Raw genomic sequence first — 24,631 nt, forward strand, 5'->3', positions numbered from 1 at the left:
CGGGCAATCCGCCCGAACTTTGCATGTCAAAATCATGCAGGCCACCAAGCGGGAGATAAATGCAGGTAACATGCGCCGCTTTGCTCCCACACGGCCTGACCATGTCCGCGACATCCCGTTTTCCTTTTTTTGCTTATCTATTTGCTTGCCTGCTGGGGCTGTTTGCCCTCGGCGGCTTCTGGTATGGCCTGGGCAAACCGGTGATCCTGCCGGACGTCGCCAGTGCCACGCACAAGCTGCAATGTGCTTCCTACACCCCGTTCGACAAGGACCAGTCGCCATTCGACGTGCCATTCAACCTGCGTCCCGAGCGCATGGATGCGGACCTCGCGCTGCTGGCAACGCGCTTCGAATGCATCCGCACGTACTCGATGACGGGGCTCGAGGCGCTACCCGATCTGGCGCGCAAGCATGGGTTGAAAATGATGATCGGCGCCTGGATCAACAGCAACCCGGCGGACACCGAAAAAGAAGTCGACCTGCTGATCGCCTCGGCCAACGCCAACGCAGACGTGGTCAGTGCTGTGATCGTCGGCAACGAAACCCTGCTGCGCAAGGAAGTCACCGGCGCTCAGTTGGTCAGGCTTATCAACAAGGTCAAAAGCCAGGTCAAGCAACCCGTTACCTATGCCGATGTCTGGGAGTTCTGGCTCAAGCACCCGGAGATCGCACCGGCCGTGGACTTCCTGACTATCCATTTGCTGCCTTACTGGGAAGATGATCCGTCGAACATCGATGCCGCACTGCAACATGTAGCGCAAGTGCGCCAGGTGTTCGGCAACAAGTTCGCACCCAAGGACGTGATGATTGGCGAAACCGGCTGGCCAAGCGAAGGCCGCCAGCGTGAAACCGCCCTGCCGAGCCGGGTCAACGAAGCCAGGTTCATTCGTGGTTTTGTCGCCATGGCCGAACAAAATGGTTGGCACTACAACCTCATCGAAGCCTTCGACCAGCCGTGGAAACGTGCCAGCGAGGGCGCGGTCGGCGGTTACTGGGGACTGTTCGATGCCGATCGCCAGGACAAGGGCGTGCTCGCAGGGCCGGTGACCAATGTGCCGTACTGGTCGCAGTGGCTGGTGGTGGGTGGGTTCATCTTCCTTGGCACACTGTTTCTTGGCGGACGCGTGAACAACACGCGCTCTGCCCTGGTCCTGCCACTGCTCGGTGCACTGGCCGCTTGCGCGGTAGGCGCCTGGGGCGACCTGGCACGGGTCACCACGCGTTTTACCAGCGAATGGTTGTGGGTCGCGTTGCTGACCGCGTTGAATGTGCTGGTGCTGGCCCACGCCGCGCTAACCTTGAGTCCTCGCTCCGGTTGGCGTGGCTGGGCGTTCAATGCGCTGGAGCGCCGCGCTGGCTGGATACTGGCAGTGGCAGGATTTGCCGCGGCGGTAACGATGCTTGAACTGGTATTTGATCCGCGCTATCGCAGCTTCCCCAGCGTTGCGTTCATCGTGCCGGCGCTGGTTTATCTATGCCGCCCGGTCAGTGTGCCGCGTCGGGAGATTGCCTTGCTGACCTTCATCATTGGCGCCGGTATTGCACCTCAGCTTTATCAGGAAGGTTTGCACAACCAGCAGGCCTGGGGTTGGGCGGCGGTGAGTGGATTGATGGTAGCGGCGTTGTGGCGCAGCTTGCGGGTTCGCAAGGGCTGATTTGGCGCTGCATCCGGCCTCTTCGCGAGCAGGCTCGCTCCCACATTGTGATCTTCGCAGTACACAAAATCTGTGTTCATTGAAAATCTACTGTGGGAGCGAGCCTGCTCGCGAAAGCTCACTATCACGTGGTACGGGAGGCCCTGACCAACCGCAACCCCGCAATCACCACCGCAAACACCGCCATCGTCGTGTTGTACAACGCCAATGCCGGAAACCCGAACACCAGCGCCAGCATCGCCAACCACCACCCTGCCCGCCCGGGCAGCACAAAGCCGATCACCGCGGCAGCCAACGCGCCCCAGCCCAATACCTGGAAGTGAATCATCAGCCCCAGGTTCGAACGCACCTGGCATTCCCAACGGCTTGCCTCATCCACGCAAATACCGACCCACTGCGCATCTTCCATGAAGCCATAACGCGCGCCATAGCTGGCGGCCAGCCAGAGTGGCAACAGGACAAGCAACAGAATCACGGGCAGACGGCGGGACATGGGGCGCTCCAATACGCAAAAACGGCGGCCAGCTTAATCCCCCGGCAGCCCGACGCAAGCAATAACAACTGATAACTGGTCATTCAATCACTGCAAAGTGTATCGTCGCGCTACTATTACTCGGAATTAAGGCCTGTTTGGTGCCGATGCGTGGCACTTTGGCCCGGATCCAGTGGTCATAGCCTGCGAACTTCATTCGGCACCTTCTCTAAGGGATCTAGTCATGCTCCGTTCCTTGCGCTTCGCCGCCCTGTTTGGCGGCCTTATCTTGAGTGCGTCCGCACTGGCGGTCGATATCGACGCTGCCAGTTATGGCTACCCCTTGACCAACCCGTTCGAGGCAACGATTGCCACGACGCCGCCGGATTTGCGCCCCGAGCTGCCGCTGGACGACGACATCGATCAGGCCGATCGCAGTGTCACCTTGCGCCCGGAACGCGCATTCGAACTGCCTGACAACTTCTGGCCAGTGAAGAAGCTCACCTATCGCATTGCCACCCAGGATAAAGCCGCGCCGTTGATTTTCCTGATCGCCGGCACGGGCGCGCGCTATGACAGCAGCCTTAACGAATACTTGAAAAAGCTTTATTACAAGGCCGGGTACCACGTGGTGCAATTGTCGTCGCCCACCAGCTTCGACTTCATGAGCGCCGCCTCACGCTTTGCCACGCCCGGTATCACCAAGGACGACGCCGAAGACATGTATCGGGTGATGCAAGCGGTGCGGGCGCAAAACCCTAAACTGCCGGTGACCGATTACTACCTGACCGGCTACAGCCTGGGCGCGCTGGATGCAGCATTCGTTGCGCACCTGGACGAAACCCGCCGCAGCTTCAACTTCAAGAAAGTGCTGCTGCTCAATCCTCCGGTCAATCTCTACACCTCGATCACCAACCTGGACCGACTGGTCCAGACCGAGGTCAAGGGCATCACCAACACCACCACGTTCTATGAGCTGGTGCTGAACAAACTGACCCGTTACTTCCAGCAGAAGGGCTACATCGATCTCAACGACGCGCTGCTCTACGACTTCCAGCAGTCCAAGCAGCACCTGAGCAACGAACAGATGGCCATGCTCATCGGCACCTCGTTCCGCTTCTCGGCCGCCGATATCGCCTTTACGTCGGACCTGATCAACCGTCGTGGCCTGATCACTCCACCCAAGACGCCCATCACCGAAGGCACCAGCCTCTCGCCGTACTTCAAGCGAGCACTGCAGTGCGACTTCGACTGCTACATCACCGAACAGGTCATCCCGATGTGGCGCGCCCGCACCGACGGCGGCAGCCTGCTGCAACTGATCGACCAGGTGAGCTTGTATGCACTGAAGGACTACCTGCATGACAGCCCGAAAATCGCCGTGATGCACAATGCCGACGACGTGATTCTCGGCCCTGGAGACCTGGGTTTCCTGCGCAAGACGTTTGGCGATCGCCTGACCGTTTACCCGCTGGGCGGCCATTGCGGCAACCTTAACTATCGCGTCAACAGCGACGCCATGCTGGAGTTCTTCCGTGGCTAAATACCTCCTGCTTATCGCCGCGTTACTCAGTGCAGGCATTGCCCATGCAGATAACAGCAAAGCCAACGCCCCTGTCGTCATCGACAGCGACGGCTTCAAGGAACCCCTGAGCAAACTCAAGTTCAACCCGGGCCTGGACCAGCGCGAATTCGAACGTTCGACGCTCGGCGCCCTGAATGTCTACGACCCGCTGGAGCAGTGGAACCGCCGTGTCTACCACTTCAACTACCGGTTCGATCAGTGGGTGTTCCTGCCAGTGGTCGATGGCTATCGCTATATCACGCCGAGCTTCTTGCGCACTGGCGTCAGCAATTTCTTCAACAACCTGGGCGACGTACCGAACCTGCTGAACAGCCTGTTGCAGTTCAAGGGCCAGCGTTCGATGGAGATCACCGGTCGATTGCTGCTCAACACCACCATCGGCATCGCCGGCTTGTGGGACCCGGCCACCGCCATGGGCCTGCCGCGCCAGAACGAAGACTTCGGCCAGACCCTGGGCTTCTATGGTGTACCGGGCGGCGCCTACTTCGTACTGCCGATCCTGGGACCGTCCAATCTGCGTGACACGGGCGGGCTGGCAGTCGACTTCAGCGCCGAGAATGCAATCAACTTCCTCAACGTGTCCGAAGTCAGCTCCAACCATCCAGAAGTCTGGATCCTGCGCGGCATCGACAAACGCAACCAGACCAGCTTCCGTTATGGCCAACTGAACTCGCCGTTCGAGTACGAGAAAGTGCGGTACGTGTACACCGAGTCGCGCAAATTGCAGATCGCCGAGTAATACCATCGGCCACAAACACCCTGTAGGAACTGGCTTGCCAGCGATAGCGCTCGAAAGGTCTACACAAGACTCAAGGGCCAATCGCCAGCAAGCTGGCTCCTACAGCTTTAACCTTTGACTGCTCGCCAGATCTTGCTGACGGCCATAACCCCCACCAACACCACCGCCCCCGCCACAATCCCCGCCACCCCATTGAGCAGCGTCGGTACGATAAACCCGGCACCGCCCGCCCCCGCACTGACACTTTCGATCCAGTGATGCACCACCGGAACACCGTGGGTGAGGATGCCCCCACCGACCAGGAACATGGCCGCCGTACCGATCACCGACAGGCTTTTCATCATGTACGGCGCCGCGCGCAGGATGCCGTTGCCGATGCTTTTGACCATCTGCCCCGGCTTCTGGGTCAGCCACAGGCCCAGGTCATCGAGCTTGACGATGCCGGCCACCAGCCCGTAGACGCCGATCGTCATGACGATGGCGATGCCCGAGAGCACGACCACTTGTTGGGTCAGCGCCGAATCGGCCACGACGCCGAGGGTGATGGCGATGATTTCCGCCGAGAGGATGAAGTCGGTGCGGATCGCGCCCTTGATCTTGTCCTTTTCGAACGCCACCAGATCGACCGCCGGGTCCGCCACTGCCTCGACCAGTTCGGCATGTTCGGCCTGGTCTTCAGCCTTGCTATGGAGGAATTTATGGGCGAGCTTTTCGAACCCCTCGAAACACAGGTAAGCGCCCCCCAACATCAGCAATGGCGTGACCAGCCACGGGATGAATGCGCTGATGGCCAGTGCCGACGGCACCAGGATCAGCTTGTTGATAAACGAGCCCTTGGCGACCGCCCAGACCACCGGGATTTCCCGATCGGCACGCACGCCGCTAACCTGCTGGGCATTGAGCGCCAGATCATCGCCCAGCACACCGGCGGTCTTCTTGGCGGCCATTTTGGTCATCAACGCCACATCGTCCAGTACGGCTGCGATGTCGTCGATCAGCACGAGCAAACTGCTTCCTGCCATGAATCGGCTTTCCTTCTTGAATGAATGCCGTGCAGCATAGCGCGGCCTGACGCCGCACGGAGCATTCTTGAGCCTCGCCGAAGGCCGGTGCTACCATGCGCCACCGCCAGTACAGGCAAGGAACCCCCTGGTTTATGAGCACCATCCGCGAGCGCAACAAACAACTGATCCTGCGTGCCGCCAGCGAAGAATTTGCCGACAAGGGCTTCGCTGCGACCAAAACCAGTGATATCGCAGCCAAGGCGGGATTGCCCAAGCCCAACGTCTACTACTACTTCAAATCCAAGGAAAACCTCTATCGCGAGGTCCTGGAAAGCATCATCGAACCGATTCTGCAGGCTTCGACACCGTTCAATCCCGACGGCGTGCCCAGTGAAGTGCTGAGCGGCTATATCCGCTCGAAAATCCGCATCTCTCGCGACCTGCCCTTCGCTTCCAAGGTCTTCGCCAGCGAAATCATGCATGGCGCGCCGCACCTGAGTTCCGACCTGGTCGAACAGCTCAACGGCCAGGCCAAGCACAACATCGATTGCATCCAGACCTGGATCGATCGTGGCCAGATTGCGCCAATCGACCCCAATCACCTGATGTTCAGCATCTGGGCCGCGACCCAGACCTACGCCGACTTCGACTGGCAGATCACCGCCATCACCGGCAAGGCCAAGCTGGATGAAGAGGATTATGAAGCGGCCGCGCAGACGATTATCCGGCTGGTGCTCAAGGGGTGTGAGCCGGACTGATACACCGCGGCGCGACCATTCGCGAGCAAGCCCGCTCCCACATTTGATCGAGTTTCGCTAGGAAGAAAGCGGTCAAATGTGGGAGCGGGCTTGCTCGCGAATGAAGACAACTCGTTACACCTGTCAAACCCAGATTGCATCCCACAATGGGTAGTTGCCGAGTTTCTCAACCAATCCAGCCCGCAACGGATTGGCCACCACATATCGAGCCAATTTCACCAGATCTGCTTCTTTGCGCAAAGCATGATCATGGAAACTCTGCTGCCAGAGACTGCCTGTTCTGCCACTTGCCGCATTGATTGCTCGAGTACTCAAGGATTTGGTTTGACACATCAGCTGTCCCAATGAGCCTTTGTTCAACTGAATCAACCAATGAAAATGATCGGGCATGACTACCCAGGCCAAGGAATCGGCGAAGCCATCATTCTGTGCTTGCTTAAATTGGTGGACCACCAAGCGTCCCAAGGTGTAATTCCTGAAAACAGGTTCTCGCCTCAGGGTATTGGTAGTCAGCAGGTAGATGCGGTTTTGCTCGGTATATCGGCCGATACGCAGGCGGTGTGAAGCCGACAGTTCAGGCATTCCATTGCCCTTCCTCATGTTGAAATCAAGGAAAGGTTAGATCAGCGACTGCAAAATCGCAGCGTAGACTTTTGGCTTAATGTTTCCGCTAGATCGCCTTCGCGAGCAAGCCCGCTCCCACATTTGGATTGCATTCCCCTGTGGGAGCGGGCTTGTTCGCGAAGGCGGAAGTTCAGTCAACCATCAATCAAGCAGCCACCCCAGCATCCGCCCTCAACCCCAGCGCCTCGATCGCATTGATCGCACACTGCTCATCAACATCCGACAGATCCCCGCTAATCCCCACCGCCCCCAACACATTCCCATCCTGATCGCGGATCAGCACACCGCCCGGTGCCGGCACCACACTGCCCTGCCCCAGGCTATTCAATGCCGCGATGAACGCCGGGCGCTGTTGGGCGTCCAGCGCCAGCAGGCGTGAGCCCTTACCCAGGGCGATGGCGCCCCAGGCCTTGCCGATGGCGACTTGCGGGCGCAGCAGGCTGGCGCCGTCCTCGCGTTGCAAAGTGACCAGATGCCCGCCGGCATCCAGTACCACGATGGCCAGCGGCGCTGCAGAGATTGCCCGTGCGGCGTTGATGGCCTCGTTGACCAGGTTGACTGCGACTTTCAAGGTTAAAGCGCTCATGGTGCCGTCCTCATTTTGTTTTTCGGAAAGCCGGTGGCCTGCTTCGTTGTGCCGCAGGCCGATGCAACAAATAGAACACAATGGATTATTTTTTTGTATACAATAATTCTCGAAAAGCGCCACATGCGACGAAAAGCCACAGTAGACCGGGCTTCCGACGAATGAAACGAGCGCTTGAGAAAATGGATTGACCTGCGCCGTCCGCCGTGAATACACTCTGCGCAAAGCCACTTGTATACAATTACAAAACGTAAAGAGGCACAAAACCATGAGCAAAATGAGAGCAATCGAAGCCGCCGTTCTGGTGATGCGCCGTGAAGGGGTCGATACCGCTTTTGGCATCCCCGGTGCCGCCATCAACCCGCTGTACTCCGCCCTGCAAAAGGTCGGCGGCATCGATCACGTACTCGCTCGCCACGTTGAAGGCGCCTCGCACATGGCCGAGGGCTACACCCGCACCAAGGCCGGCAACATCGGCGTGTGCATCGGCACTTCGGGACCGGCCGGTACCGACATGGTCACCGGGCTCTACAGCGCCTCGGCCGACTCGATTCCAATCCTCTGCATTACCGGCCAGGCACCCCGCGCCCGTATGCACAAGGAAGATTTCCAGGCTGTCGATATCACCAGCATCGTCAAGCCAGTGACCAAGTGGGCCACCACTGTTCTGGAGCCGGGCCAGGTGCCTTACGCGTTCCAGAAAGCGTTCTATGAAATGCGCTCTGGTCGTCCAGGCCCAGTGCTGATCGACCTGCCGTTCGATGTACAGATGGCCGAAATCGAATTCGACATCGATGCCTACCAGCCACTGCCACTGGCCAAGCCGAGCGCTACCCGCGTTCAGGTGGAAAAAGCCCTGGCGCTGCTGGACCAGGCCGAGCGCCCATTGCTCGTGGCCGGTGGTGGCATCATCAATGCCGACGCCAGCGACCTGCTGGTGGAATTTGCCGAACTGACCGGCATCCCGGTCATCCCGACCCTGATGGGCTGGGGCACCATCCCGGACGATCACCCCTTGATGGTGGGCATGGTCGGCCTGCAGACCTCGCACCGCTATGGCAACGCGACACTGCTGAAATCGGACGTGGTACTGGGCATCGGTAACCGTTGGGCAAACCGCCACACCGGTTCGGTCGACGTCTACACCGAAGGCCGCAAGTTCATTCACGTCGACATCGAAGGCACGCAGATCGGCCGCGTATTTACCCCGGACCTGGGCATCGTCTCCGACGCCGCTTCCGCGCTGACCGTGTTCATCGAAGTCGCTCGCGAGTGGCAAGCTGCCGGCAAGCTGAAAAACCGCAGCGCCTGGCTGCAAGACTGCCAGCAACGTAAAGCCAGCCTGCAGCGCAAGACCCACTTCGACAACGTGCCGGTCAAGCCGCAACGCGTGTACGAAGAGATGAACCAGGTGTTCGGCAAGGACACTTGCTACGTCAGCACCATCGGTCTGTCACAGATTGCCGGCGCGCAGTTCCTGCACGTCTACAAGCCGCGCCACTGGATCAACTGCGGTCAGGCAGGCCCGCTGGGCTGGACCATTCCTGCTGCGCTGGGCGTGGTCAAGGCTGACCCGAACCGCAAAGTCGTGGCCCTGTCGGGGGACTATGACTTCCAGTTCATGATCGAAGAACTGGCGGTGGGTGCGCAGTTCAAGCTGCCGTACATTCATGTGGTGGTGAACAACTCGTACCTGGGCCTGATCCGTCAGGCGCAGCGCGGGTTCGAGATGGACTACTGCGTGCAGCTGTCCTTCGACAACCTGAACGCTCCGGAACTCAACGGTTATGGCGTCGATCACGTCGCAGTAGCCGAAGGCCTGGGCTGCAAGGCGCTGCGTGTGTTCGAACCGGCTGACATCGCCCCTGCCCTGCGCAAGGCCGAACAGATGATCGAAGAGTTCAAGGTTCCGGTGATCGTCGAGATCATCCTGGAGCGCGTGACCAATATTTCCATGGGCACCGAGATCAACGCCGTCAACGAATTCGAAGACCTGGCGCTGGTTGGCAACGACGCCCCAACGGCGATTTCGTTGCTCGATTGATCGTTCTCCCTTGTGGGAGCGAGCCTGCTCGCGAAGGCGGCTTCAAATCCAACAACAATGTTGGCTGGCACACCGCTTTCGCGAGCAGGCTCGCTCCCACAGGGGCCGCCCTCACATATTTACGGGAGACCACCATGCCGCGTTTCGCAGCCAACCTGTCCATGCTGTTCACCGAACAGGACTTTCTTGCCCGTTTCGAAGCGGCCGCCAAGGCCGGTTTCAGTGGTGTCGAATACCTGTTCCCGTACGACTTCAGCTCTGCCGAAATCAAGGCCAAGCTCGATGCCAACGGTCTGACCCAAGTGCTGTTCAACCTGCCGGCCGGCGACTGGGCCAAGGGCGAGCGCGGTATCGCCTGCCTGCCGGATCGGGTTGAAGAGTTCCGCGCCGGTGTCGATTTGGCGATCGCCTACGCACAAGTGCTGGGCAACACCCAGGTCAACTGCCTGGCCGGCATCCGCCCACAAGGCGTTGACGATGCCACCGTGGAAAAAACCTTCGTCGCCAACCTCAAGTACGCGGCCGACAAGCTGCAGGCAGCCGGTATCAAGCTGGTGATGGAAGCGATCAACACCCGCGACATCCCGGGCTTCTATTTGAACAACACGGCGCAAGCCCTGTCGATTCGCGAACAGGTCGGTAGCGCCAACCTGTTCCTGCAATACGACATCTATCACATGCAAATCATGGAGGGCGACCTGGCCCGCACCCTGCAATCGCACCTGGGCGAAATCAACCATGTGCAGTTGGCGGACAACCCGGGGCGCAACGAACCGGGTACCGGTGAAATCAACTACCGCTTCCTGTTCGAACACCTGGACCGCATCGGGTATCAGGGTTGGGTCGGTTGCGAATACAAGCCGCTGACCACCACCGAAGCGGGTTTGGGCTGGCTCAAGACCCATAACGCGATCTAATTGAACATGACATCCCTGTAGGAGCTGCCGAAGGCTGCGATCTTTTGACTTTGCTTTTCAAGATCAAGATCAAAAGATCGCAGCCTTCGGCAGCTCCTACAGGGAGACACACAAAAAAGAGGATTTTCTCATGGCTAAAATCGGATTCATCGGCACCGGCATCATGGGCCACCCAATGGCGGCGAACCTGCAAAAAGCCGGTCACAGCCTGTTCCTGTCGGCGCACCACGACGCCGCTCCTGCTGACCTGGTTGCCGCCGGCGCCGTCGCCCTGGCGAACCCGAAAGAAGTCGCCCAGGAAGCCGAATTCATCATCGTCATGGTCCCGGATACCCCGCAGGTCGATGACGTGCTGTTCCGTGCCGACGGCGTTGCCGCCGGTCTTGGCAAAGGCAAGGTGGTGATCGACATGAGCTCGATCTCGCCCACCGCCACCAAGGCATTTGCGGCCAGGATCAACGAAAAAGGCGCCCAGTACCTCGACGCGCCAGTGTCCGGCGGTGAAGTCGGTGCCAAGGCGGCGACCCTGAGCATCATGGTCGGCGGCGATGCCGATGCCTTCGAACGCGCGCTGCCGCTGTTTCAGGCCATGGGCAAGAACATCACCCTGGTGGGTGGCAACGGTGACGGTCAAACCGCCAAGGTGGCGAACCAGATCATCGTCGCCCTGAACATCCAGGCCGTGGCCGAAGCCCTGCTGTTCGCTGCCAAGAACGGTGCCGATCCAGCCAAGGTGCGTGAAGCACTGATGGGCGGTTTCGCCTCGTCGAAGATCCTCGAAGTACACGGCGAGCGCATGATCAAGGGCACCTTCGATCCGGGCTTCCGCATCAGCCTGCACCAGAAGGACCTGAACCTGGCGCTGCAAGGCGCCAAGGAGCTGAACATCAACCTGCCGAACACCGCCAACGCCCAGCAAGTGTTCAGCACCTGCGCGGCCATCGGTGGCAGCAACTGGGACCACTCGGCACTGATCAAGGGCCTGGAACACATGGCGAATTTCTCGATTCGCGACAAGAACTAAGCCCTGCATAAACCTGTGGGAGCGAGCCTGCTCGCGAAGAATTCACCGCGGTGTCCCTGACAAACCGTGTCGTTTGATTCGCGAGCAGGCTCGCTCCCACAGAGATCCGAGTTGCCCTTTCGAATAACAAGAATTCCGGGAGCCCGCCATGTCGGTCGATCCGCAACAATTGCTGCGTGAGCTGTTCGCCACAGCCATCGACGCGGCCCACCCGCAGAAAGTCCTTGAAGCCCATTTGCCTGCCGACCGCAGCGGTCGAGTGATCGTCATTGGTGCCGGCAAAGCCGCGGCCGCCATGGCCCAGGTGGTCGAGCGCTGCTGGCAGGGCGAAGTGTCCGGCCTGGTGGTGACGCGCTACGGCCATGGCGCCCCCTGCGAAAAAATCGAAGTGGTCGAAGCCGCGCATCCGGTTCCGGACGCAGCCGGTCTGGCCGTTGCCAAACGCGTTCTGGAACTGGTCAGCGACCTCGACGAAACAGACCGCGTGATTTTCCTGCTGTCCGGCGGTGGCTCGGCGCTGCTCGCCCTGCCGGCCGAAGGCATCACCTTGGCCGACAAGCAATCGATCAACAAAGCCCTGCTCAAATCCGGCGCGACCATTGGCGAGATGAATTGCGTACGCAAACACCTCTCGGCGATCAAGGGTGGCCGCCTCGGCAAGGCTTGCTGGCCTGCCACTGTCTATACCTATGCGATTTCCGATGTGCCGGGAGACCTCGCCACGGTCATCGCCTCCGGCCCCACGGTGGCCGACCCGAGCACCTCTGCCGAAGCGCTGGCAATCCTCAAGCGCTACGCCATCGACGTGCCCGCCTCCGTGCGTAACTGGCTGCAAAGCCCGGAATCAGAGACTGTGAAACCTGGCGACCCGAGCCTGGCCCGCAGTCACTTCCAGCTGATCGCGCGCCCGCAGCAATCACTGGAAGCTGCGGCGGTGAAGTGCCGTCAGTCCGGTTACAGTCCGTTGATCCTGGGCGACCTCGAAGGTGAGTCCCGTGAAGTGGCAAAAGTGCATGCCGGTATCGCTCGGCAGATCGTCCAGCACGGCCAGCCACTGGCGGCGCCCTGCGTGATTCTTTCTGGCGGCGAAACCACGGTGACCGTTCGCGGTAACGGCCGTGGTGGGCGCAACGCCGAGTTCCTGCTCAGCCTCACCGACAGCCTCAAGGGCTTGCCCGGCGTCTACGCCCTGGCCGGGGACACCGATGGCATCGACGGTTCCGAAGACAACGCCGGGGCAATCATGACCCCGGACAGTTATGCCCGTGCCGCGGCCCTCGGTTTGAGCGCCAGCGACGAGTTGGAAAACAACAATGGCTACGGCTATTTCGAGGCGCTGGACGCACTGATCGTCACCGAGCCGACCCGCACCAACGTCAACGACTTCCGCGCCATCCTGATTCTTGAGAGCCCTAAACATGACGCCTGACAAAAAGGTCAAGATCCTCGCCACCCTCGGCCCCGCTACCGACGGGATCGACGACATTCGTGAACTGGTGCAGGCCGGGGTCAATATCTTTCGCCTGAACTTCAGCCACGGCGATCACGCCGACCACGCCAAGCGCTACCAGTGGATCCGCGAAGTCGAGCGCCAGCTGAATTATCCGCTGGGCATTCTGATGGACCTGCAAGGGCCGAAGCTGCGGGTCGGAAAATTTGCCGCAGGCAAAGTCCAGCTCCATCGCGGTCAGGCCCTGCGCCTGGATCTCGATGCCACACCGGGTGATGAACGCCGGGTCAACCTGCCGCACCCGGAAATCATCGCTGCGCTGGAGCCCGGCATGGACCTGTTGCTGGACGACGGCAAGCTGCGCCTGCGAGTGGTCACCAAGTATGCCGACGCCATCGACACCACCGTGCTCAACGGTGGCGAACTGTCGGACCGCAAGGGCGTGAACGTGCCGCAAGCGCTGCTCGAACTGAGCCCGCTGACCGCCAAGGACCGTCGCGACTTGAGCTTTGGCCTCGAACTGGGGGTGGACTGGGTGGCGCTGTCGTTCGTGCAGCGTCCTGAAGACATTCGCGAAGCCCGTGCCCTGATCGGCGACAAGGCGTTCCTGATGGCCAAGATCGAAAAGCCGTCAGCGGTGACGCAGTTGCGCGAAATCGCCGAATTGAGCGACGCGATCATGGTCGCTCGCGGTGACCTGGGCGTGGAAGTACCGGCCGAAAGCGTGCCGCAGATCCAGAAAAACATCATCAGCACCTGTCGTCAGTTGGGCAAGCCGGTGGTGGTGGCGACGCAGATGCTCGAATCGATGCGTTTCTCCCCGGCGCCCACCCGCGCCGAAGTCACCGATGTCGCCAATGCGGTGGCCGAAGGTGCCGACGCGGTGATGCTGTCGGCGGAAACCGCCTCTGGCGAATACCCCCTCGAAGCCGTACAGATGATGAGCAAGATCATCCGCCAGGTGGAAAACGGCCCGGACTACCAGACCCAGCTGGACGTGAGCCGGCCAAAAGCCGAAGCGACTGTTAACGATGCGATCAGCTGCGCGATTCGCCGTATCAGCAACGTGTTGCCGGTGGCGGTCCTGGTCAACTACAGCGAATCAGGCACCTCGAGTTTGCGTGCGGCCCGGGAACGGCCGACAGTGCCGATCCTCAACCTGACGCCGAACCGGCAAACCGCTCGGCGCCTGACCGTGGCATGGGGGGTGCACTCGGTGGTCAACGATCGCCTGCGCCAGGTGGACGAGGTGTGCTCTACGGCGCTGGAAATTGCCCAGGCCCAAGGCATGGCGCAGCGGGGCGATACGTTATTGATCACTGCAGGTGTGCCGTTTGGGCAGCCGGGGTCGACTAACTCTTTACGTATCGAAACATTGATTTAACCCCTACATGATCGTTCCCACGCTCTGCGTGGGAATGCAGCCCGGGACGCTCCGCGTCCCCAGAGCAGACGCAGAGCGTCCATTGAGGCATTCCCACGCAGAGCGTGGGAACGATCTGTACTGAAACGACCCTTGCCATGCCTGCCAACCACTTCAACACCCACTGCCCCGACTGGGCCGAAGCCTTGCTCAACGGCTTCAGCCAGATATTCCTCCAACGCCATCCGCTGTTTGGTCTGGCGTGCCTGCTCGCCATTCTGTTGACCGCACCCGCCTTGCTCGGCGGTGCGTTGCTTGGCGGCGTCGCCGGGCTGCTCACCGCGCAACGTCGCGGCTACGCCAAGGCCGATCGCCAGGCCGGGCTCTTCAGTTACAACGGCGTCTTGCTTGGCTTGCTGCTGAGTCTGTATTTCCCATGGTCAGCAATGTTGCCACTGCTGATCCTCGCTGCTGGCGGCCTGAGTGCCATGCTCACGCAACAGTGGCTCAAGCGCGCTCGCTTCAGCCAGTACCTGCCCGCCTACACGGCGCCCTTTGTGGGGTTGAGCTGGGTGTTGCTGTGCTTCGCCACGCCCTCGACCGAGGCGCACCTGATCGAAGTCAGCACGCTGAACATGCTCGCCGCCCCCCTCAAGGGCCTCGGCCAGGTGATGTTCCTCGGTCATCCGCTGGCCGGTGCGATGATTGCCGCCGGTTTGCTGGTGGCTGATCGTCGCGCCTTCTGCTGGGCGTTGCTGGCGTCTGTTACCGGCATGGGTTGGAGCCTGCTCAACCACGACTTCTACACCGCACTGCTGGGCCTGGGTGGCTACAACGCCGTGCTCGCCGCCCTCGCCTTCAGCGCCCAGCGCCAGCAGCCGTGGCTGCCACTGGTGGGCATTGCCTGCGCGCTGCTGTTGACGCCGATGTTTGCCGCTGTTGGCCTGCCCACGCTGACCGCGCCGTTCATCCTCGCCTGCTGGCTGATTCGTACGGTGGCTCAAGTGCTCGGCAAGGCGACTGGGGCCACTACGCCTTGCGCTTCTGGGGAGAATCAACCTAGGCTGCGCTGATTCCCGATTCAGGCGTTTTCCATGGACAGCAGCAAAAACTGGCGTGAAGACCTTTACGTCATGATTTTCCAGAGCGACACCAAGGCGGGTCGACGCTTCGACGGCATTTTGCTGTTGATCATCCTCGCCAGCCTGGTGATCGTGATGCTCGACAGCATCGATACCGTGCACCGCAACTATGCCGACGTGCTGGCGTATATCGAGTGGGGTTTCACCGTCATCTTCGTGATTGAATATGGCCTGCGCCTGTACTGTTCCCCCAAGCCGCTGCGCTACGCCTTCAGCTTCTATGGACTGGTGGACTTGCTGGCGATCGTACCCGGCATACTGGCGTTGTACTACGCCGATGCGCAGTACCTGTTGATTATCCGGATCATCCGGATGCTGCGGATTTTCCGCGTGCTCAAGCTCAGCCCCTACCTGAAACAAGCCAACTACCTGATGTCCGCGTTGCGCGGCAGCAAGCAGAAAATCGTGGTGTTCCTGGTCAGTGTCTGCACCCTGGTAACGGTGTTCGGCACGTTGATGTATGTGATCGAAGGCCCGGAACACGGTTTTACCAGCATTCCCAAAGGCATCTACTGGGCCATCGTGACGCTGACCACCGTGGGCTTCGGCGACATCGTGCCGAAGACCCCCTTGGGCCAGGTGATTTCCTCGCTGGTCATGATCACCGGTTATTCGATCATTGCCGTGCCCACCGGTATTTTCACTGCCGAGCTGGCCAACGCCATGCGTGGCGAACAGTTGCAACATGACTGCCCGGTGTGCAAGAAAAACCACCACGAACACGGCGCCGCGTTCTGCTCTCGCTGCGGCAATGCATTGTTCAAGAAACTGGAATAAGCAAAGAGCTTTTTAATCTTTAAACGACTATGCAGGGCCGGCTATAGTCGCTGGCAAATTAGTATCGCGTTCAATACACATAACCCGTAGGAGCTGCCGCAGGCTGCGATCTTTTGATCTTGCTTTTGAAGATCAAAATCAAAAGATCGCAGCCTGCGGCAGCTCCTACATAGAACAAGGAATTCGCAGTGAAAAAACTCTTTGGCGCCTCACTTCTGGCCGCAGGCCTGGCACTGACCAGCGTGGCCCAGGCCGCACCGACCCTGCTCAACGTTTCCTACGACGTGATGCGCGATTTCTATAAGGACTACAACACTGCGTTCCAGAAACACTGGCAAGCCGAGCACAACGAAAACATCACCTTGCAGATGTCCTTCGGTGGCTCCAGCAAGCAGGCGCGCTCGGTCATCGATGGCCTGCCCGCTGACGTGATCACCATGAACATGGCCACCGACATCAATGCCCTGGCCGATAACGGCAAACTGGTCCCGGACAATTGGGTCACCCGCCTGCCGGACAACAGCGCGCCATTCACCTCGGCCACCGTGTTCATCGTCCGCAAAGGCAACCCCAAAGCCCTGAAAGACTGGCCGGACCTGCTCAAGGACGGTGTGCAAGTCATCGTGCCAAACCCGAAGACTTCAGGTAACGGCCGCTACACCTATCTGTCCGCCTGGGGCTACGTGCTGAAAAATGGCGGCGACGAAAACAAGGCGAAGGACTTCGTCGGCAAGCTGTTCAAGCAGGCTCCAGTGCTGGATACCGGTGGCCGCGCCGCGACGACGACCTTCATGACCAACCAGATCGGCGACGTGCTGGTGACCTTCGAAAACGAAGCGGAAATGATCGCCCGCGAGTTTGGCCGCGATCAGTTCGAGGTCATCTACCCAAGCGTATCCGCCGAAGCCGAGCCACCGGTATCGGTGGTCGACAAGACCGTCGACAAGAAAGGCACCCGCGCCGCCGCCGAGGAATACCTGAAGTACCTCTGGTCGCCAGAAGGCCAGGAAATCGCCGCCACCAACTACCTGCGTCCACGTGACCCGGCCGTGCTGGCCAAGTACACCGACCGCTTCCCGAAAGTCGACTTCCTGTCGGTGGAGAAAACCTTCGGCGACTGGCGCACCGTGCAGAAGACCCACTTCAATGATGGCGGGATCTTCGACCAGATTTACGCCCAGTAACCACTGAGCAAACGCGATCCCCTGTAGGAGCTGCCGAAGGCTGCGATCTTTTGATCTTGTTTTTCAAAAGGCAAAATCAAAAGATCGCAGCCTTCGGCAGCTCCTACAGGGGTATGCCGCTAGCTCAGATTGCCGCAGAAAATCGCCTGGTGACCATCGGCCGGGCTTTCTCGCACCACTAACGCATAGCCCCCCGCTCGAAGTGTCTCGACCGGTACGGGCGCGCTTTTCCAGAAATATTGCATGGACGCTTGCGAATAGAACCGCGCATTCGGGCCGTCATTCATGTCATAGGCGGGTTTGGCACCCAGACTTCCACAGCTGCCCGGGTAGATGTAGGCCTGCAAACGGCCTGGTAACGCGCTACCCATGGATTCTCCACTGACAGCAAACCAGAACACTGTTGCTTGCCCGTCGGGCATCATGATTGGCCGGGCGATGTTGCCGGCATTGATGGCAGTGGCTTTCATGGGAACGTTGGTGACCTGAGCATCTGGCACTGTCGAGCACCCGAAGATCGACCCAACCGCTACCACCAACGCCAGCGAAGATACGATTTTCATCGTGATACTCCCGCTTTGTAAGGACACGTTGAAGTGATCCCCCTGTAGATTCTAGCTGTCACGGCAAAACGGGCAGTTCTTCGGATGGCCGGTGGTCCCTGCAGCACGCCCGCATTCGTCACTCATTGCGCAGAAGAATGATTACTATCACTCCAAATCCACTTCCGCCGTTTCAACCAGCCGTTTAGCCTGCGCGCATTCCCTTATATCCAGTGAGACACGTGATGAATCCAGCGACCCAGCTGCCCCATGGCACCGCGACAATGACCCGAGGCATGGTGCTGCTGTTCGCCTTCTGCTGTGGTGCGATTGTCGCCAACATCTACTATGCGCAACCGATCATCGGCCTGATCGCACCGGACATCGGCCTGACCAGCACCATGGCCAGCCTGATCGTTTCGCTGACGCAGATCGGTTATGCCCTGGGCCTGTTCTTCCTGGTGCCTTTGGGTGATCTGCTGGAAAACCGTCGGCTGATGATCATCACGACCGTGGTGGCCATTGCCAGTCTGCTGGGCGCGGCGCTCACCGATCAGCCGAACGTGTTCTTGCTGATTTCGCTATTGGTGGGCTTCAGTTCGGTGTCGGTGCAGATCCTGATACCGCTGGCCGCACACCTGGCGCCGGAAGAATCTCGCGGTCGCGTGGTCGGCGGGATCATGGGCGGTTTGTTGTTGGGGATCTTGCTGGCGCGACCGGTGTCCAGCGTGGTGGCGGATCATTTTGGCTGGCGGGCAATGTTTGTGATTGCCGCGCTATTGATGGCAGCGATCAGCATCGTATTGGCGCTGACCATCCCTAAGCGCCAGCCTGACCACAGCGCGTCCTATGGCCAATTGCTGGGTTCGCTCTGGACGCTGCTGCGTCAGCAACCGGTATTGCGTCAGCGGGCGTTTTATCAAGGCTGCATGTTCGCCACGTTCAGCTTGTTCTGGACCGCCGTGCCGCTGGAACTGGCGCGCAATCACGGCCTGTCGCAAAGCCAGATCGCGATTTTCGCCCTGGTCGGCGCAATCGGCGCCATTGCCGCGCCTATTGCCGGACGCCTGGCCGACGCCGGCCATACCCGCATCGCTTCATTGCTGGCCCTGCTATTCGCCAGCCTGAGCTTCCTGCCCGCTTTCATACACCCCGTCTACAGCGTGATCGGCTTGGCCGTGACCGGCGTGGTGCTGGATTTCTGCGTACAAATGAACATGGTCCTCGGTCAACGCGCGGTCTACGCCCTGGACGCCAAGAGCCGCAGCCGCCTGAATGCGTTGTACATGACCAGCATCTTCATCGGCGGTGCGTTCGGCTCATCCGTGGCCAGCGCGGTATATGAGCACGGCGGCTGGCTGTGGATCGTGGTGGTTGGCAGTGCGTTTCCACTGTTGGCGTTGTTGCGCTTCCTGAGTGTTTCGCAGAAGGCTTCGTTGGCGACGGCGTAAAGATCCAAGCGTCTGGCGGGCCAGTAGGATCGCCCGCCAAGGCAGCGGTGTGCTCGTCGCCCGGTTCTAAATCGCCAAAATAGCCGGCACCGCAATCAGGCGCATGCTGCCGGCTCGTCGAGAAAGGCCAAGAGTTTTTCAACGGTTTGCTCCAGTGGCCCGGAGTTGTCGAGCACATGCACTGTCGGATCCTCGGCCAGCAGGCGCTCACCGAAACGGGCATTGCGCGCCAGGCGCTGGTCGATCTCGGCCAAGGACTCACGACCACGCGCCAGCAAGCGCTGGCGCAGCACTGCCTGGTCCACGCTCAGCAATATCGCCAACACATTCGGATAACGCTCGCGAGTATCCTGCAAATGCCCCCGCGAGCCGTTCACCAGCACGTCCTGTCCAGCGGCGAGCCAATCGTCGATTTCCCGCGGGATGCCATAGGACAGACCATTGGCGTGCCAGCTCAGGGCAAACGCGCCCTGGGCCTGCATCTGGACGAACTGCTGCGGGCTCACGCCCAGTGCCGCCTCGCCCACGGCTTCGGCGGAACGCGTGATGACTCGGCGCACGATTCGGCAGCCACGCTCGGCCAACCGCGCACGCGCGGCATCGAGCAGGCTGTCCTTGCCCGAACCGGAAGGCCCGATGAGGTAGATCAACCTGCCTGCCATCCAATCCCCCGAGGGTCGCACTTTGCGTTATTGCCCGAACTGGCGCCCCAACCCACCCGGTACGCCATGGATATCGGTCTCTTCCCAGGGTCCTTTCGGGCTGATTGAACGGCTCCAGCCGTTATCCCAACGGTAGTAGGTGCGCTGGCGATAGAAGGTGTTCGGTTGATCGTCGAGCACATACACGCCCAGTTTCGGGTCCCAATGACTATTGCCACCAGGTGGCGGCGCGAAGCTGGCCGAGGTGCGCGGCAGCGGCTTGGCCGGTTTGGCGGGAGTCGTCGGCTTACTCGGCACCGTCGACGGCGTCGGTTTGGTACTGGGTTGCGACGGCGGAATCGGTGGGCGCGTCGGCTGTTCTGGTGGCCGCTGGACCGCACAAGCGCTCAGCCCCAAAACAACGCTGAGCAGGGTGATTCGAGCAATGGCGGTCATGGTGGCGTTTCCTGTTATTGATCCGGGTTTACTTATCCGGGCTATCGATGGTCAGTTGTTGCGGCGCGGTGGTGCTGCTGGCCAGGGGCTGGCTGCGACCGATCCACTCGCCTGCCGTTGGCTTGCCAGCACGGGAAATGCGCGCAACCAGTTGGACTTCAGGGAAGTTCGACAGTTTCAACTGCGGCATCATTGCATCGCCATCGCCCAATTCGACGGTGGCCGGCAGATCGGCCACGGTCAGGCGCTTGGCCGCCAACGGCGCGGGTGGGCCAGAGGTGGCGCGAGCGAAGATGAACACGCTGTCGCCCGGTTGGACCTTGGGCTTCAAGTCGGCCGCCAGGTCAACCCGGACCTTGAGCAGCGCTGCCGGCTTGGCCGCGGGCGCCTGGGCCACCTTGCCACCGCTGGCCACCAGTTTCTCGCTGGCGCGGGTAATACCGCCCTGCAGCGCAATACGGGACTGGTCATCCGGCGGCAGTTGCTCCAGCAGGCGATTCCAGTAGTCGATCGCTTCCTGATAACGCTGGCCTTCGAAGGCGGCGATGCCCAGCAGGCCCAGGCTGGTGACTTCTTTGGGGTCGGCCTTGAGCGCTTCATCAGTCAGGGCCTGGACCTTGTCCGACCACTTCTTGCCATCGGCGAAATACTGGGCCTGGGCCCATTGTCCCAACAGTTCAGGCTGGCGCCCGGCCAGGTTGACGGTGCGCTCGAAGATCTTCGCCGCATCAGCCGGACGATCCTGGGTCATGTAGGTGCGACCGAGGAAGTACAGCGCTTCGGCGGAATCGGGCTGCGCCGCCACCGCGCGCTCCAGGCGCCGGGTCATTTCTTCCATCGACTGTGGCGCCTGGGCGAATTCCCGGGTCAGCTCGACTTTGTCGCTGGCACCGAAATGCAGGTACAAACCCAGGCCCAGCACCGGGACCAGGATGGCTGCCAGCAACGGTGCCGCCTTGCCCAGGCGCGTCACCCGAGGCGCGGCAACGCCTTCGGTGTCCGCGAGCAATTCACGGGCGGCTTCAGCGCGGCCAGCGTCCATTTGCGCGGCATCGAGAACGCCTTCTTGCTGCTGAACCTGCAGCTCAGCCACGCGTTCTTGATACAGCGCCACGTTCAGGGCAGTACGATCCTCTTCGAGCTGGGCGCGACGGCTACGCAGGACGGGGATCAGCAGAAAACTCAGGGCCACCAGAAGCAGCAGACCTGCAGCGAGCCAGAAATCAATCATTCTTGGTTTTTATCCAACAGTTGGTCGAGGCGCTCGCGCTCCTCGGCAGAAAGCGAGCCTGGCGTTTCGGCGCGTTGCACGCGACGACGACGCACGATCACCGCGATGATCACCACACCGCCCAGCAGCAGGCCGGCGGGGCCGAACCAGAGCAGTGCGGTCTTGGCGTTCAGGGCTGGTTTGTAGCGGACGAAATCACCGTAGCGATCGACCATGAAGTCGATGATCTGTTGGTTGTCCTTGCCCTCGCCGAGCATGCGGAAGATCTCTTTGCGCAGGTCGGCGGCGATCGGTGCATTGGAGTCAGCGATGTCCTGGTTCTGGCACTTGGGGCAACGCAGCTCTTTGGTCAACTCCCGAAAGCGCTCGCGATCACTTTCCTTGGCAAACTCGTAAGTGTCGATGGCAGCGTGGGCCACGCCGGCCAGGCTCAAACCCAGGACTACCGCGGCGATCCAGCGCTTCATGGCTTGGCCTCGTCGACCAGCGCCTGGTATTTGGCCGCCAGTTTTTCGCGCCAGACCTGTTCGTCGATCACGCCGACGAATTTATCGCGGATGATGCCCTTGGCGTCGATGAAGAAGGTTTCCGGGGCGCCATACACACCGAGGTTCAGGCCCAGGGTGCCGGCGTCGTCGCGAATATCCAGCTGATACGGATTATGGAAATCCGCCAGCCACTTCAAGGCGTCGGCATTGATGTCCTTGTAGTTGATGCCGTGGATCACCACGCCCTTGTCGGCCAGTTTGTTCAACACCGGGTGCTCGATCCGGCAGGAAATGCACCAGGTGCCCCAGACGTTGACCAATGCCGGTTTGCCGAGGAGGTCGGCGCGGGTCAGGGTCTTGTCGCCCTGCACCGCTGGCAGGGAAAACTCCGGGAAGGGTTTGCCGATCATTGCCGAGGGCAACTCGGCCGGGTCCAGGTACAGACCGCGATACAGGAAAACAGCCACCACCAGGAAAATTGCCAGTGGCAACAACATCAACCAACGCTTCATGCAGTCGCTCCCGTCATGCCCAGTGCTTCCCGCACACGGCTTTTCACCTTGACCCGATAACGCCGGTCCAGCGCTGCCAGCAACCCGCCCAGACCTGTGAGCAAACCACCGAACCAGATCCAGCGCACGAACGGCTTGACGTGCACACGTACTGCCCAGGCGCCATCCCCCAAGGGCTCGCCGAGTGCGACGTAGAGGTCACGGGTGAAACCGGCGTCGATCCCGGCTTCGGTCATCACCGAATTCTGTACGGTGTAGAGACGTTTTTCCGGGTGCAGGACACTGACTTCCTTGCCGTCCTTGATCACCCGCACAGTACCCTTGTCGGAGGTGAAGTTCGGGCCTTCGAAGTGTTTGGCACCTTCGAAGATGAACTGATAACCGCCCAGGGCCATGGATTCGCCAGGCGCCAGGCGCAGGTCGCGCTCGGCACTGTTCTGGCTCGACAACACCACGCCGAGGGCGCAGACGGCGATGCCCAGGTGTGCAACCTGCATGCCCCAGTAGCTGCGGGTCAGGGTCGGCAGGCCTTTGATCAGGCCTTTGTGGCGAGTCTTGTCGAAAATGTCACGCACACCGGCCAACAACACCCAGGCAGCGAGCATGAAGGTCGCCAGCACCGCCCAGTTGAAATCGCCGTAAGCCACGCCCGCCACCACCGCCAGCGCGGCGCTGCCGAGCAGCACCGGGGTGAGCATGCCCAGCAGCCATTTCACCGGGGTGTCTTTCCAGCGCACGATCACGCCGACCGCCATCACCAGCATCAACAAGGCCATCAATGGAATGAACAGCGCGTTGAAGTACGGCGGGCCGACCGACAGCTTGGCTCCGGTCATGGCATCGAGAATCAATGGATACAAGGTGCCCAGCAGGATCATCGAAGCCGCCACCACCAACACTAGGTTGTTGCCCAGCAACAGGGTTTCCCGGGACCAGAGATTGAAGCCGACCTGGCTCTTGACCACCGGTGCGCGCAAGGCGAACAGCGTCAGCGAACCACCAACCACGAACAGCAGGAAGATCAGGATGAATACGCCGCGCTCGGGGTCCGAGGCAAAGGCGTGCACCGAGGTCAGCACGCCGGAACGCACGAGGAAAGTGCCCAGCAGGCTCAACGAAAAGGCAGCGATGGCCAGCAACACGGTCCAGCTCTTGAACACGCCACGCTTTTCCGTGACGGCCAGCGAGTGAATCAGCGCGGTGCCCACCAGCCAGGGCATGAACGAGGCGTTTTCCACCGGATCCCAGAACCACCAGCCGCCCCAGCCGAGTTCATAGTAGGCCCACCAGGAACCGAGGGTGATGCCGATACCGAGGAAGGCCCAGGCGACGATGGTCCACGGCCGCGACCAACGCGCCCAAGCGGCGTCCAGGCGACCGCCCATCAGCGCGGCGATGGCGAAGGCGAAGGCCACCGAGAAGCCGACATAGCCCATGTACAGCATCGGCGGGTGCACGATCAGGCCGATATCTTGCAGCAACGGGTTAAGGTCGGCACCGTCGCCGGGCACTTGCGGCAGGATGCGCTTGAACGGGTTCGAGGTGAGGATCAGGAACAGCAGGAAACCGGTGCTGATCATGCCCATCACCGCCAGCACCCGTGCCAGCATGACTTGCGGCAACTGTCGGGAGAACACCGACACCGCGAACGTCCAGCCGCCGAGGATCAACGCCCACAACAGCAACGAACCTTCGTGCGCGCCCCATACGGCGCTGAACTTGTAGTACCAGGGCAAGGCACTGTTGGAGTTGTTGGCGATATAAGCGACGGAAAAATCGTCGGCCATGAACGCATAGGTCAAGCAGCCAAAAGCGAACAGCAGGAAGGTGAATTGTCCCCATGCCGCCGGCTGGGCCAGGCTCATCCAGAATCGGTCACCGCGCCAGGCGCCAACCAATGGCACGACGGCCTGAACCAGCGCAAAACACAGGGCCAGGATCATCGCCAAATGACCCAGTTCGGGAATAAAGATGCCGGAAGTCATG

At 60.5% G+C, this 24,631-nt stretch carries 24 protein-coding genes; 13 read left to right on the forward strand and 11 right to left on the reverse strand.

Annotated elements, in window-relative coordinates:
- The first annotated feature begins 59 nt into the window (after window positions 1–59).
- The gene (locus CGA21_RS25950) at window positions 60–1,655 is read left to right on the forward strand and encodes a beta (1-6) glucans synthase (protein ID WP_188265343.1); all 1,596 of its coding nucleotides are present in this window, start codon (window positions 60–62) and stop codon (window positions 1,653–1,655) included.
- A 124-nt stretch (window positions 1,656–1,779) separates the two neighbouring features.
- Here CGA21_RS25950 and CGA21_RS25955 read toward each other — a convergent pair whose 3' ends face one another.
- Window positions 1,780–2,148, reverse strand: a complete 369-nt coding sequence (locus CGA21_RS25955; RefSeq protein WP_188265344.1) for a hypothetical protein — start codon at window positions 2,146–2,148, stop codon at window positions 1,780–1,782.
- Window positions 2,149–2,371: 223 nt separating this feature from the next.
- Between CGA21_RS25955 and CGA21_RS25960 the strand changes: the two genes are divergently transcribed.
- Together CGA21_RS25960 and CGA21_RS25965 are read left to right on the forward strand one after the other, a co-directional pair.
- Window positions 2,372–3,670, forward strand: coding sequence for a hypothetical protein (locus CGA21_RS25960; RefSeq protein WP_020797017.1), 1,299 nt, complete (start codon window positions 2,372–2,374; stop codon window positions 3,668–3,670).
- Window positions 3,663–4,451, forward strand: a complete 789-nt coding sequence (locus tag CGA21_RS25965; protein WP_033043605.1) for a VacJ family lipoprotein — start codon at window positions 3,663–3,665, stop codon at window positions 4,449–4,451. Before CGA21_RS25960 ends, CGA21_RS25965 begins: the two co-directional genes overlap by 8 nt.
- Before the next feature lie 107 nt (window positions 4,452–4,558).
- Here CGA21_RS25965 and CGA21_RS25970 read toward each other — a convergent pair whose 3' ends face one another.
- Window positions 4,559–5,473, reverse strand: coding sequence for a DUF808 domain-containing protein (locus CGA21_RS25970; protein ID WP_188265345.1), 915 nt, complete (start codon window positions 5,471–5,473; stop codon window positions 4,559–4,561).
- Between the two features lie 134 nt (window positions 5,474–5,607).
- Here CGA21_RS25970 and CGA21_RS25975 point away from each other — a divergent pair, with 134 nt between their 5' ends.
- Window positions 5,608–6,213 carry a TetR/AcrR family transcriptional regulator gene (locus CGA21_RS25975; protein ID WP_033043606.1) on the forward strand — a complete coding sequence of 202 codons (606 nt, stop codon included), beginning with the start codon at window positions 5,608–5,610 and terminating at the stop codon, window positions 6,211–6,213.
- A 123-nt stretch (window positions 6,214–6,336) separates the two neighbouring features.
- Here CGA21_RS25975 and CGA21_RS25980 read toward each other — a convergent pair whose 3' ends face one another.
- A complete protein-coding gene (locus CGA21_RS25980) occupies window positions 6,337–6,795 on the reverse strand; it encodes an REP-associated tyrosine transposase (protein ID WP_188265346.1) in 459 nt (152 codons plus the stop codon).
- A gap of 187 nt (window positions 6,796–6,982) precedes the next feature.
- Entirely contained in the window at window positions 6,983–7,423 is a 441-nt protein-coding gene (locus CGA21_RS25985; protein WP_110746218.1) for a GlcG/HbpS family heme-binding protein, read from the reverse strand.
- 268 nt (window positions 7,424–7,691) lie between these two features.
- Between CGA21_RS25985 and gcl the strand changes: the two genes are divergently transcribed.
- The 8 genes from gcl (at window position 7,692) to CGA21_RS26025 (ending at window position 17,324) form a co-directional block, all read left to right on the forward strand.
- On the forward strand, window positions 7,692–9,467 hold the full coding sequence (gene gcl / locus CGA21_RS25990; protein ID WP_020797010.1) for a glyoxylate carboligase: 1,776 nt from the start codon (window positions 7,692–7,694) through the stop codon (window positions 9,465–9,467).
- Between the two features lie 134 nt (window positions 9,468–9,601).
- On the forward strand, window positions 9,602–10,384 hold the full coding sequence (gene hyi, locus CGA21_RS25995; protein ID WP_008026777.1) for a hydroxypyruvate isomerase: 783 nt from the start codon (window positions 9,602–9,604) through the stop codon (window positions 10,382–10,384).
- A 130-nt stretch (window positions 10,385–10,514) separates the two neighbouring features.
- Complete coding sequence (locus tag CGA21_RS26000; protein WP_020797007.1) at window positions 10,515–11,408, forward strand: 2-hydroxy-3-oxopropionate reductase; 894 nt, start codon at window positions 10,515–10,517, stop codon at window positions 11,406–11,408.
- 148 nt (window positions 11,409–11,556) lie between these two features.
- The gene (locus CGA21_RS26005; RefSeq protein ID WP_188265347.1) at window positions 11,557–12,837 is read left to right on the forward strand and encodes a glycerate kinase; all 1,281 of its coding nucleotides are present in this window, start codon (window positions 11,557–11,559) and stop codon (window positions 12,835–12,837) included.
- Window positions 12,827–14,242 carry a pyruvate kinase gene (pyk, locus tag CGA21_RS26010; protein WP_110746210.1) on the forward strand — a complete coding sequence of 472 codons (1,416 nt, stop codon included), beginning with the start codon at window positions 12,827–12,829 and terminating at the stop codon, window positions 14,240–14,242. The genes CGA21_RS26005 and pyk overlap by 11 nt, the downstream gene beginning before the upstream one ends.
- Before the next feature lie 137 nt (window positions 14,243–14,379).
- Window positions 14,380–15,294 (forward strand): urea transporter, encoded by a 915-nt coding sequence (locus tag CGA21_RS26015; RefSeq protein WP_188265348.1) that lies wholly within the window; start codon window positions 14,380–14,382, stop codon window positions 15,292–15,294.
- 21 nt (window positions 15,295–15,315) lie between these two features.
- Window positions 15,316–16,140, forward strand: coding sequence for an ion transporter (locus CGA21_RS26020; RefSeq protein WP_110746207.1), 825 nt, complete (start codon window positions 15,316–15,318; stop codon window positions 16,138–16,140).
- Between the two features lie 188 nt (window positions 16,141–16,328).
- Complete coding sequence (locus CGA21_RS26025) at window positions 16,329–17,324, forward strand: sulfate ABC transporter substrate-binding protein (RefSeq protein ID WP_188265349.1); 996 nt, start codon at window positions 16,329–16,331, stop codon at window positions 17,322–17,324.
- A gap of 119 nt (window positions 17,325–17,443) precedes the next feature.
- Here the strand turns inward: CGA21_RS26025 and CGA21_RS26030 are convergent, their stop codons facing one another.
- Window positions 17,444–17,887 (reverse strand): hypothetical protein, encoded by a 444-nt coding sequence (locus tag CGA21_RS26030; protein WP_188265350.1) that lies wholly within the window; start codon window positions 17,885–17,887, stop codon window positions 17,444–17,446.
- A gap of 224 nt (window positions 17,888–18,111) precedes the next feature.
- Here CGA21_RS26030 and CGA21_RS26035 point away from each other — a divergent pair, with 224 nt between their 5' ends.
- Window positions 18,112–19,317, forward strand: coding sequence for an MFS transporter (locus CGA21_RS26035; protein ID WP_188265351.1), 1,206 nt, complete (start codon window positions 18,112–18,114; stop codon window positions 19,315–19,317).
- Window positions 19,318–19,412: 95 nt separating this feature from the next.
- Here the strand turns inward: CGA21_RS26035 and phnN are convergent, their stop codons facing one another.
- Genes phnN through CGA21_RS26065 form a run of 6 tightly spaced genes read right to left on the reverse strand, consistent with a single transcriptional unit; the run spans window position 19,413 to window position 24,630 of the window.
- Window positions 19,413–19,979 carry a phosphonate metabolism protein/1,5-bisphosphokinase (PRPP-forming) PhnN gene (gene phnN, locus CGA21_RS26040; protein ID WP_188265352.1) on the reverse strand — a complete coding sequence of 189 codons (567 nt, stop codon included), beginning with the start codon at window positions 19,977–19,979 and terminating at the stop codon, window positions 19,413–19,415.
- Window positions 19,980–20,006: 27 nt separating this feature from the next.
- Entirely contained in the window at window positions 20,007–20,414 is a 408-nt protein-coding gene (locus CGA21_RS26045) for a hypothetical protein (protein ID WP_110746201.1), read from the reverse strand.
- A gap of 28 nt (window positions 20,415–20,442) precedes the next feature.
- On the reverse strand, window positions 20,443–21,645 hold the full coding sequence (gene ccmI, locus CGA21_RS26050) for a c-type cytochrome biogenesis protein CcmI (protein ID WP_188265353.1): 1,203 nt from the start codon (window positions 21,643–21,645) through the stop codon (window positions 20,443–20,445).
- A complete protein-coding gene (locus CGA21_RS26055; protein WP_110746197.1) occupies window positions 21,642–22,112 on the reverse strand; it encodes a cytochrome c-type biogenesis protein in 471 nt (156 codons plus the stop codon). The genes ccmI and CGA21_RS26055 overlap by 4 nt, the downstream gene beginning before the upstream one ends.
- Window positions 22,109–22,645, reverse strand: a complete 537-nt coding sequence (locus tag CGA21_RS26060) for a DsbE family thiol:disulfide interchange protein (protein ID WP_188265354.1) — start codon at window positions 22,643–22,645, stop codon at window positions 22,109–22,111. Before CGA21_RS26060 ends, CGA21_RS26055 begins: the two co-directional genes overlap by 4 nt.
- Window positions 22,642–24,630, reverse strand: coding sequence for a heme lyase CcmF/NrfE family subunit (locus tag CGA21_RS26065; RefSeq protein WP_110746193.1), 1,989 nt, complete (start codon window positions 24,628–24,630; stop codon window positions 22,642–22,644). The genes CGA21_RS26060 and CGA21_RS26065 overlap by 4 nt, the downstream gene beginning before the upstream one ends.
- Window position 24,631 lies beyond the last annotated feature (1 nt).

This window comes from Pseudomonas sp. PSB11, assembly GCF_014596605.1.
Classification (GTDB): Bacteria; Pseudomonadota; Gammaproteobacteria; order Pseudomonadales; family Pseudomonadaceae; genus Aquipseudomonas; species Aquipseudomonas umsongensis.

Bases quoted from the DNA above. Each gene is read 5' to 3' on its own strand.
- CGA21_RS25950 (WP_188265343.1), top strand. From the start codon at position 60: ATGCAGGTAACATGCGCCGCTTTGCTCCCACACGGCCTGACCATGTCC.
- CGA21_RS25955 (WP_188265344.1), bottom strand. From the start codon at position 2,148: ATGTCCCGCCGTCTGCCCGTGATTCTGTTGCTTGTCCTGTTGCCACTC.
- CGA21_RS25960 (WP_020797017.1), top strand. From the start codon at position 2,372: ATGCTCCGTTCCTTGCGCTTCGCCGCCCTGTTTGGCGGCCTTATCTTG.
- CGA21_RS25970 (WP_188265345.1), bottom strand. From the start codon at position 5,473: ATGGCAGGAAGCAGTTTGCTCGTGCTGATCGACGACATCGCAGCCGTA.
- CGA21_RS25975 (WP_033043606.1), top strand. From the start codon at position 5,608: ATGAGCACCATCCGCGAGCGCAACAAACAACTGATCCTGCGTGCCGCC.
- CGA21_RS25980 (WP_188265346.1), bottom strand. From the start codon at position 6,795: ATGCCTGAACTGTCGGCTTCACACCGCCTGCGTATCGGCCGATATACC.
- CGA21_RS25985 (WP_110746218.1), bottom strand. From the start codon at position 7,423: ATGAGCGCTTTAACCTTGAAAGTCGCAGTCAACCTGGTCAACGAGGCC.
- gcl (WP_020797010.1), top strand. From the start codon at position 7,692: ATGAGCAAAATGAGAGCAATCGAAGCCGCCGTTCTGGTGATGCGCCGT.
- hyi (WP_008026777.1), top strand. From the start codon at position 9,602: ATGCCGCGTTTCGCAGCCAACCTGTCCATGCTGTTCACCGAACAGGAC.
- CGA21_RS26000 (WP_020797007.1), top strand. From the start codon at position 10,515: ATGGCTAAAATCGGATTCATCGGCACCGGCATCATGGGCCACCCAATG.
- CGA21_RS26005 (WP_188265347.1), top strand. From the start codon at position 11,557: ATGTCGGTCGATCCGCAACAATTGCTGCGTGAGCTGTTCGCCACAGCC.
- pyk (WP_110746210.1), top strand. From the start codon at position 12,827: ATGACGCCTGACAAAAAGGTCAAGATCCTCGCCACCCTCGGCCCCGCT.
- CGA21_RS26015 (WP_188265348.1), top strand. From the start codon at position 14,380: ATGCCTGCCAACCACTTCAACACCCACTGCCCCGACTGGGCCGAAGCC.
- CGA21_RS26020 (WP_110746207.1), top strand. From the start codon at position 15,316: ATGGACAGCAGCAAAAACTGGCGTGAAGACCTTTACGTCATGATTTTC.
- CGA21_RS26030 (WP_188265350.1), bottom strand. From the start codon at position 17,887: ATGAAAATCGTATCTTCGCTGGCGTTGGTGGTAGCGGTTGGGTCGATC.
- CGA21_RS26035 (WP_188265351.1), top strand. From the start codon at position 18,112: ATGAATCCAGCGACCCAGCTGCCCCATGGCACCGCGACAATGACCCGA.
- phnN (WP_188265352.1), bottom strand. From the start codon at position 19,979: ATGGCAGGCAGGTTGATCTACCTCATCGGGCCTTCCGGTTCGGGCAAG.
- CGA21_RS26045 (WP_110746201.1), bottom strand. From the start codon at position 20,414: ATGACCGCCATTGCTCGAATCACCCTGCTCAGCGTTGTTTTGGGGCTG.
- ccmI (WP_188265353.1), bottom strand. From the start codon at position 21,645: ATGATTGATTTCTGGCTCGCTGCAGGTCTGCTGCTTCTGGTGGCCCTG.
- CGA21_RS26055 (WP_110746197.1), bottom strand. From the start codon at position 22,112: ATGAAGCGCTGGATCGCCGCGGTAGTCCTGGGTTTGAGCCTGGCCGGC.
- CGA21_RS26060 (WP_188265354.1), bottom strand. From the start codon at position 22,645: ATGAAGCGTTGGTTGATGTTGTTGCCACTGGCAATTTTCCTGGTGGTG.
- CGA21_RS26065 (WP_110746193.1), bottom strand. From the start codon at position 24,630: ATGACTTCCGGCATCTTTATTCCCGAACTGGGTCATTTGGCGATGATC.